Source organism: Lentilactobacillus dabitei (assembly GCF_019061365.1).
Taxonomy (GTDB): domain Bacteria; phylum Bacillota; class Bacilli; order Lactobacillales; family Lactobacillaceae; genus Lentilactobacillus; species Lentilactobacillus dabitei.
The window spans coordinates 1-321 of sequence record NZ_JAHPPD010000132.1 but is presented as its reverse complement, the minus strand read 5'-3'; the positions used below and the strand labels follow the sequence as shown (position 1 = coordinate 321).

The window sequence follows — 321 nt, the reverse complement described above, 5'->3', positions numbered from 1 at the left end:
TAACTGCCATAGCACTTGTACGGCCACCACTCCAGTGGTATCAACCAACCACGCCATCGGTCACGGACTAGCGACTCATGTCCTGAAGCTAGCCAGTAAATCACTCCCGGCTAAGACTATCGCCAGCCTCACCGGTATTTCGACAAACTCAGTTCAGCGTATTTTGACGGCTAATATTCATCCACACGCGAGCCGCCGGTTACCGATTAATCTATGCTTTGATGAATTCCGTTCCACGCACGGCTCCATGTCGTTTATTTGCATTGACGCCGACACTCACAAATCAGTTAAAGTACTTAGCGACCGCCTTAATAGAACCAT

General features: G+C 49.2%; 1 pseudogene. It reads left to right on the top strand.

What is annotated here, in order from left to right:
* Positions 1 to 321 (top strand): annotated as a pseudogene (locus KTE19_RS14415) (ISL3 family transposase); the annotation flags it as partial.